Here is a 763-nt window from a genome sequence, read left to right on the forward strand (position 1 = left end):
CTCAGGACGTTTCTGACGGGAAACCGGTAAAACAGGCAACAAACCACCCGAAAACCCGCCAGAAACGCGCAGGCTCTGTTTTTACGGCATGCATGAGTATGCGCGCAAGTGCATAGCGCGGAAATTCACACCATTCAGCCAGGGGAAGTCCTGTTTCCGGCGTTCTTCTCCTCCGAAAACGGTGAACGGGGACGCAATTTATTGCGTGGCCGTGAAGCGTTGCCGGCGCAGCCGGAAAACCGGTTTTCAGCACCTTCAGGAATCGGGTTCGTCGACGGCCGGCAATCACGTTATGGCAAGTCGCCGGACGACTCACCACACGATTCACCGGCGATTCGAATCGTGAATTGAATCAAGAGTCGATTCATCATAACTATATGATAATAAAGCGTGATTCACATATGAATCGTGGGCAATTCGTCAGCGATTCGCCATAGAGTCGTCCACGACTTGGATCTGCACTTTGTAACACATCACCGCACATTTATTTTTCATTAACCCATTGTTGTAAATAAGGAATCTGCAAAATTTTAATTTTGCGTGGGGTGTGGGTATTTTTAGTGGTGAGGAGCGTTCAGAGATCTGACGATTTTTGGGAAGGTTCAGGAACTCCCTGGGATGGCCGGAGAGGAAAACTGAAGCATGACGGGGTCAGGATTTTTTCCAGAATTTCCACCATGCCGCCGGGGATTCAGTTAATTTTGCCTGGTGATTTTCAAGAAGGAGCATGGCCTGTTTCAGGCTGTCAATGTGCGAATCCTTG

The 763-nt window shown here is 49.3% G+C and carries 1 protein-coding gene; it reads left to right on the top strand.

Annotation, left to right across the window (positions count from 1 at the left end):
• Positions 1-108: 108 nt before the first annotated feature.
• Positions 109-351, top strand: a complete 243-nt coding sequence (locus ABD817_RS39420) for a hypothetical protein (protein WP_098963735.1) — start codon at positions 109-111, stop codon at positions 349-351.
• Positions 352-763 lie beyond the last annotated feature (412 nt).

Source organism: Streptosporangium oxazolinicum (assembly GCF_039537505.1).
GTDB classification, from domain to species: Bacteria; Actinomycetota; Actinomycetes; order Streptosporangiales; family Streptosporangiaceae; genus Streptosporangium; species Streptosporangium oxazolinicum.